5 protein-coding genes are annotated in these 6,125 nt (G+C 65.1%); 4 read left to right on the top strand and 1 reads right to left on the bottom strand.

Going from position 1 to position 6,125, the window contains the following annotated elements; translation table 11 throughout:
• The 3 genes from P9M14_13775 to P9M14_13765 form a co-directional block, all read left to right on the top strand.
• On the top strand, positions 1-928 hold a 928-nt coding region (locus tag P9M14_13775), incomplete at its 5' end, for a hypothetical protein (GenBank protein ID MDP8256813.1).
• 103 nt (positions 929-1,031) lie between these two features.
• Positions 1,032-1,991, top strand: coding sequence for a ketopantoate reductase family protein (locus P9M14_13770; GenBank protein MDP8256812.1), 960 nt, complete (start codon positions 1,032-1,034; stop codon positions 1,989-1,991).
• Positions 1,988-3,871: a GNAT family N-acetyltransferase gene (locus P9M14_13765; protein MDP8256811.1), complete on the top strand. Its 1,884-nt coding sequence runs from the start codon at positions 1,988-1,990 to the stop codon at positions 3,869-3,871. Before P9M14_13770 ends, P9M14_13765 begins: the two co-directional genes overlap by 4 nt.
• Here P9M14_13765 and P9M14_13760 read toward each other — a convergent pair.
• Positions 3,868-4,704, bottom strand: coding sequence for a formylglycine-generating enzyme family protein (locus tag P9M14_13760; protein MDP8256810.1), 837 nt, complete (start codon positions 4,702-4,704; stop codon positions 3,868-3,870). The two genes, P9M14_13765 and P9M14_13760, sit on opposite strands and share 4 nt — an antisense overlap.
• A gap of 189 nt (positions 4,705-4,893) precedes the next feature.
• On the opposite strand from P9M14_13760, the gene P9M14_13755 reads away from it, so the two are divergent.
• Positions 4,894-6,120, top strand: a complete 1,227-nt coding sequence (locus P9M14_13755; protein MDP8256809.1) for a hypothetical protein — start codon at positions 4,894-4,896, stop codon at positions 6,118-6,120.
• The last annotated feature ends 5 nt before the right edge of the window (positions 6,121-6,125 follow it).

The raw sequence follows: 6,125 nt of genomic DNA, 5'->3' as shown, positions 1-6,125 counted from the left end.
GCACGTCGATCGCTTCCTGATGGTGGTCAACGCGTCCAACGAGGACAAGATCTGGGCCTGGATCAACCTGGTCAACGACGGCAAGGCGCTGATCGACCGCAGTTGGCCGATCCGCAGCCGGATGCAGCCGGCAGTGATCAAACGGCTGCGCGACCCGCAGTGGGGCGAGGAGTGCAAGGTCCTGATCGCGCTGCAGGGGCGCGGATCGCGCGATGCGCTGTACCAGTTGATGCAGGGCGCGCAGCGCGAGCAGATGATGCTGATGCGCAAGCGCGATCTGATCGAAACCGTGGTGGCCGACATCGACGTGGTGCTCTCGCGCACGGGTTACACCGGCGAGGCGATCTGCTACGAGCTGTTCGTGCACCCCGACCGCGCTGCCCAGCTATGGCGCAAGCTGCTCGATCTCGACGTCGGCGTGACCCCCTGCGGCCTGGGCGCGCGCGACTCGCTGCGCACCGAGGTCGGACTGCCGCTGTACGGCCACGAGTTGGCCGGGCCGTTCGAGATCTCGCCCAACGGCGCAGGGTTCGGCGGATACGTCAAGCTGCACAAGCCATTCTTCAACGGCAAGACCGCCTACATTGCATCCGAGGCCGAGCGCGATATGAAGATAATCCGCTTCCGCGTGCCGCAGAAGGGGACGCGACCGCTCAAGCACGGCGATCCGCTGACCGATCACCGCGGAGCGTTCGCGGGCAACATTACAAGCTGCGTTGTCGATGGTCGCGGCACGATGGTCGGACTGGCCTACGTACCGCAAAAGTATGCCGACGAGAAGAGCCTGCTGGCCCACCCGCTGCCCGCGGGCAAGGCCGAGCCGTGCACACCGATCGACCTGGGGCCGGGCAAGCGTTTGGTGGTGTCGGTGCAGATTAAAGTGATGCCGCGCTTTCCGCGCAAGGACGTGACCAAAGAGTCCGAGTAGTCTCAATCAGCTTCAATAAGCCCCTCGCGCCTGTTGGCCGCGGGGGGCTTTTTTTGTGGGCCGAACGTCGATGGAATACAATTAAAGGCGAAATGGAATCACGATGAGAATCTACGTGATCGGCGCGGGCGCGGTGGGCTCGATCTTCGGCGGCTACCTGTCGCTGGGCGGCCACGAAGTGACCCTGGTCGAGAGCCGTCCCGAGACGCGACAGAACGTCGAGCGCCACGGCCTGCGCATCGAGGGGCTGCGCGGCGAGCTGTGCGCCAGGCCGCGGATCGTCGAGCAGGCGGGCCCGGACGCTGCGGCCCAGCTGGTGATGGTCTGCACCAAGGCCTACGACACCGCGGCCGCCGTGGACCAACACCGGGCGCTGTTTGGCGCGGACACTCTCGCGATGAGCCTGCAAAACGGCATCGGCAACGTCGAAGCCCTGGCCGAGCGCGTAGGTGGTGAGAACGTATTGGCGGGCACCACCACCAGCGGCGGCTACCTGGTCGAGCCCGGCCGCGTGTGCCATGCGGGCCAGGGGCTGACCGTGATCGGCGAGTCGCGCGGCGGCGAGTCGCAACGCGCGCAGCGCATTGCGAAGGCTTTTTGCGACGCCGGAATCCAGACCGAGGTCTCGCAGCACATCGACGAACTGCTGTGGTCCAAGCTGTGCGTCAACGTGGCGATCAACCCGCTGACCGCGCTGCTGGGAGTGCCCAACGGCGTGCCCGCGCAGTACGAGCCGTCCAAACGGCTGATGCTCGCGGCGGTGGACGAGGCCGTGGACGTGGCAGCGAGCGTCGGCGTGCTCCTGGACCGCGAACAGATGCGCGAGCGGGCGCTGGAGGTGGCGCGGCTGACCGCGGACAACCGTTCGAGCATGCTCGGCGACCTGGCTGCGGGACGGCGCACGGAGATCGACTTCATCAACGGCGCAGTGGCGCGCGTGGGTGCGCAACACGGCGTGGACACGCCGGTGAACCGCGTGCTGGCCCAACTGGTGCGCGCGGCGGAACTGACAATGCAGCAGCGAGCGAACAACGCGGGGACATCGAACTTGCAGCGCCGATGAGCCCCCGGCGGCCGTCCTGGCTCGCGACCCTCGATCCATATCGTGATCGCGTAACCACGGCCCGGCGCGCCTTTGAGGGGATCCACCACGGCGACACGCTCTACGTGGCCTCGGCCTGCGCCGAGCCGCAACACTTGACAGCCGAGTTCCAGCGCTACGCCCTGCGGCTCAACGACGTGGAGATGATCCACCTGCTGGGCTCGGGCCAGGCGACCTTCGACGACCCACTGCTGCGCGACCACGTGCGCTTCAACTGCTTCTTCATCGGCGACAGCACGCGCGCGGCGGTTGAGCGCGGCCTGGCGGACTACACCCCGCTGACCCTGAGCGAAATCCCGGCGCTGATCTTTGACGGGCAATTGCGGATCGACGCGGCGCTGATCCAGGTTGCGCCGCCGGACGAACACGGGATGTGTTGCCTGGGCGTCAGTGTCGAGACGGTCAAGGCCGCGGCCCAGCGTGCGCGGCTGGTGATCGCCCAGGTCAATCCGCGCATGCCGCGGGTCGGCGGCGACAGCTCGATCAGCGCCGAGTGCATCGACTGTTTCGTGCCCTACGAGCAGGAGCTGCTCGAGTTTCATTGGTCCGAGCCCAACGCTGTGGCGCGCACCATCGCGCGCAACGTCGCGCCGCTGATCGACGACGGCTCGACCCTGCAGATCGGCATCGGCAAGGTGCCCGCGGCGATTCCGGCCGAGCTGATGCACAAGCGTGAGCTGGGCGTGCACACCGAGATGTTCTCCCAGAGCCTGATCGAGCTGATCGAGGCCGGCGTGGTTACCAACGCGCGTAAGGGGCTGCACCCGGGCAAGGTCGTGGCCACGTTCTGCGTTGGCGACAGAGGGCTTTACGATTACATCGACGGCAATCCGTTGTTTGAGTTCTTTCCCGCGGACTATGTCGGCGACCCGCGGGTGATCGCCCGCAACCAGAAGATGGTCGCAATCGCCGGCGCCCTGGAGATCGACCTCACCGGCCAAGTCTGCGCCGAGTCGCTGGGGCACAAGTTCTACAGCGGCTTTGGCTCGCAGGTCGATTTCATGCGCGGCGCAGCGCGATCCAGTGGCGGCAAGCCGATCATCGTCATCCCTTCCACGGCCCGCGAGGGCACGGTCTCGCGCATCGTGCCCGACCTGCGGCCGGGCGCGGGCGTGACCCTGACTCGCAGCGACGTGCACTACGTGGTCACCGAGTACGGCGTGGCCTACCTCTACGGCAAGTCCGTGCGCGAGCGCGCGGTGTCGCTGATCGAGATCGCCCACCCGCGTTTCAGGCCCGCGCTGCTAAACGCCGCCAAGGCCAACCGCTACATCTTTGCAGATCAACGGCTACCCCAGGACGAGGCGCTGGACCATCCGCCGACCTGGAGCGAGCGGGTACGGCTTAGCGACGGTGAGGAGATCGCTCTGCGGCCGATCCGCCCTCGCGACGAGCATCTGTTGCAGGAGCTGTACTACTCGCTGTCGGACAAGGATCTATACCTGCGGTTCATGGCCTCGGACGCGCGTTTTCCCCACAGCCGGGTCTGCCCCGAGACCCTGGTCGATTACCGCAACCGGATGGCGATCATCGCCGTGTCCGGCGAGGTCGGCCGCGAGCGAATCCTCGGCTCGGCGACCTACGACCGCGATCCGCGCACGGGCATTGCCGAGTGCAGCTTCACCGTGCACGAGCGCTCGCGGCGTCGCGGAATCGGCCGGGAGCTGCTGGGGCAGCTGACCACGATCGCCAGGGAAAACGGGGTGGCCGGATTTCGGGTGGAGGTGTTGGCCAAGAACCGGCCGATGCTGGGCCTGTTCCAGAACGGGGAGCGCGGTATCCACACCACGCTGGAGGACGGTATCTATTACCTGTGGTACCTGTTCGACGAGGCCGATTAGTCCGCTTGGCTCGGCGCGTTGCGTGCCACGCGCAGGCCGATGTACCCGTGAGTGTCGCCGGGCAAATATGCGCCGCGCACCGCGCAGCGGCAGTACTGCGGATAGCTGAAGTAGCAGCCGCCGCGGTTGACGCGGAACTTGCCCTTTTCCGGCCCGGCCGGGTCGGAGGCCGTCTGCTTGTCGTAGGGTGCGTACCAATCCCAGACCCACTCGCGGACGTTGCCCAGCATGTCGTAGAGGCCCCAGGCGTTGGGCTGTTTGCTGCCTACGGCCAGAGGCGTGCGATCGGCCGAGCGGTAATGGGCGACCTTGGCCAGGTCGGTGGTCTCGTCGCCGACAATGAACGCGCAGCCGCTGCCGGCCCGCGCCGCGTATTCCCACTCGGCCTCGGTCGGCAGGCGATAGCCGGTGCATGCGCGGTCCCAGACCACGTCGTTGCCTTCGCCGCTGTAGCAAGGACTCAGGCCCTCGATTTGCGAGAGCTTGTTGCAGAACTCGATCGCCATGGGCCAGCTGATCATCTCGGCCGGACATTGCGGCCCGCAGTCGATGAATTCGCTGGGGCTCGTTCCCATCACCTTTTTCCACTGGCTTTGGGTCACCTCATAGCGGCCCAGGTAGAACGGTGCGCTGATCTTAACCTGGTGCTGCACCTCGTCGACCACATGCCATTGCTCGGCCTCGGGGCTGCCCATGGTGAAGCCCCCCGGCTCGATCAGCACCATTGCAATTTCGACCGGCGGCTGTTGGGCCGCGACGTCGCCGCCGTCGGTTGCCCAACACAGACATCCAGCCGCTGCGATTAGAGCAAGGGCCACCAGCATTCGCCTCATAATCGTCCCCTTCACTGACTTTGATCGAATTCTAACGACCGACGCCATGATTTGCCAAGATATAAAGTCCGGCAATCCGGGTCCGCCGGGTCGGCGGCAGTCGCGATTTTCATCGCAGTCGGTTTTGGTCTAACATTGCTCTGACGAAGATCGTGCATTCTTGGGTCTTACCGCCGATTGAGGTGAAGCATGTTTAACAAATCGATGCTGTTGCTGATCGCTTTTTTGGCGATCTGCCTGCTGTTGTTTATCGCCTGCGATGTTGAGGATGACAACGATGACGATGACGACGACTCGCAGTGGTCCGGTCCGCTGGAAGAGGGGCGCTATTGGCTGCAGGTCGGCGAGCCGCAGCGGGCGCGCGAAGCGTTCAAGCGTGCGCTGAACGAGCAGCCCGACAACTCCGACGGCCATTGGGGGGTGATGCTCTCCTCGGGCCTGCACCTCTGGGAGTTCATCTCCGCGATCTCGACTTTCCTGGTGGATGTGGACGACGGCTACCAGGTCGAGGATATCGACCCGGGCCGCGACTTGATCAGGCCGATCGTCGAGTTGCTGGCCGAGGGCTACTTCAGCGCGGCCGGCGATGATATTCGCGAACACTCGGCCTGGCTGCAACAGAACGGCGAACCGGGGTTCCAGATCGACGGCGTGCCCGTGCTGCTGATGTACGAGCAGGTCGCGGAGCTCGGCACTGAGTTCGACGTGGCCGAACGTACGGGGAGCCTGGTGGTCGGCAACCTGTTCGACGGCCTGGGCGGAGTGCTGCTCTCGTTGGACCTGGAGGTCAACCTGGGCATCGTCTTCGCGCTGATCGACGTAGACTTCGGCGAGCTGGAGACCCTCGAGCTGATCAGTCTGATCGTCGACGCCCTCGACCGACTGCTCAACGATCCGGGGTTCCCCACCGCGTTGCAGATCGACCCGGACTACATGGAGCGCGTGGCTCTGGCGCGGCTGCAACTGGGCCTGGGCATGATCGAGTACAAACAGACGATCGAGGCGATTCGCGGCGAAGTCGACCCGCAGGAAGACGACGTGCTGGGCTACGCGGATCTCAACGCCAACGGCGTCTACGACCAGGGCGAGCCGCTGGTGATTCCGGGGATCGGCGAGTTAAGCCCGGAGCAGATGGACCTGGCGCTGGCCCTGGAGACCTTGCTCTACGACCTGGGCGCGGCACTGCTCGACCGCACGGACCTGGACATCAATTCCGATGGCGATAATTCGTTCCGACTCTCCTCGCTCAATCCGCTGCTCGAGTACTTCAACGTGCCGCCGCTGTTGCTGGGTTTGGTCAAGATCGACGTGGCCGCGTTTTTCGAGGACCTGCAGCCGGACACAATCCGTGACTTTCTTCAAACCCTGGTGAACGTGCTCCAGCCGTTCCTGCCCGATCCGCCGGACGTATTTTAGGATGT

Origin of the sequence: Candidatus Alcyoniella australis (assembly GCA_030765605.1) — a bacterium.
GTDB classification, from domain to species: Bacteria; Lernaellota; Lernaellaia; order JAVCCG01; family Alcyoniellaceae; genus Alcyoniella; species Alcyoniella australis.
Note: the sequence above shows the minus strand (reverse complement) of the source record. Positions and strands in the feature narration are given on the sequence as shown.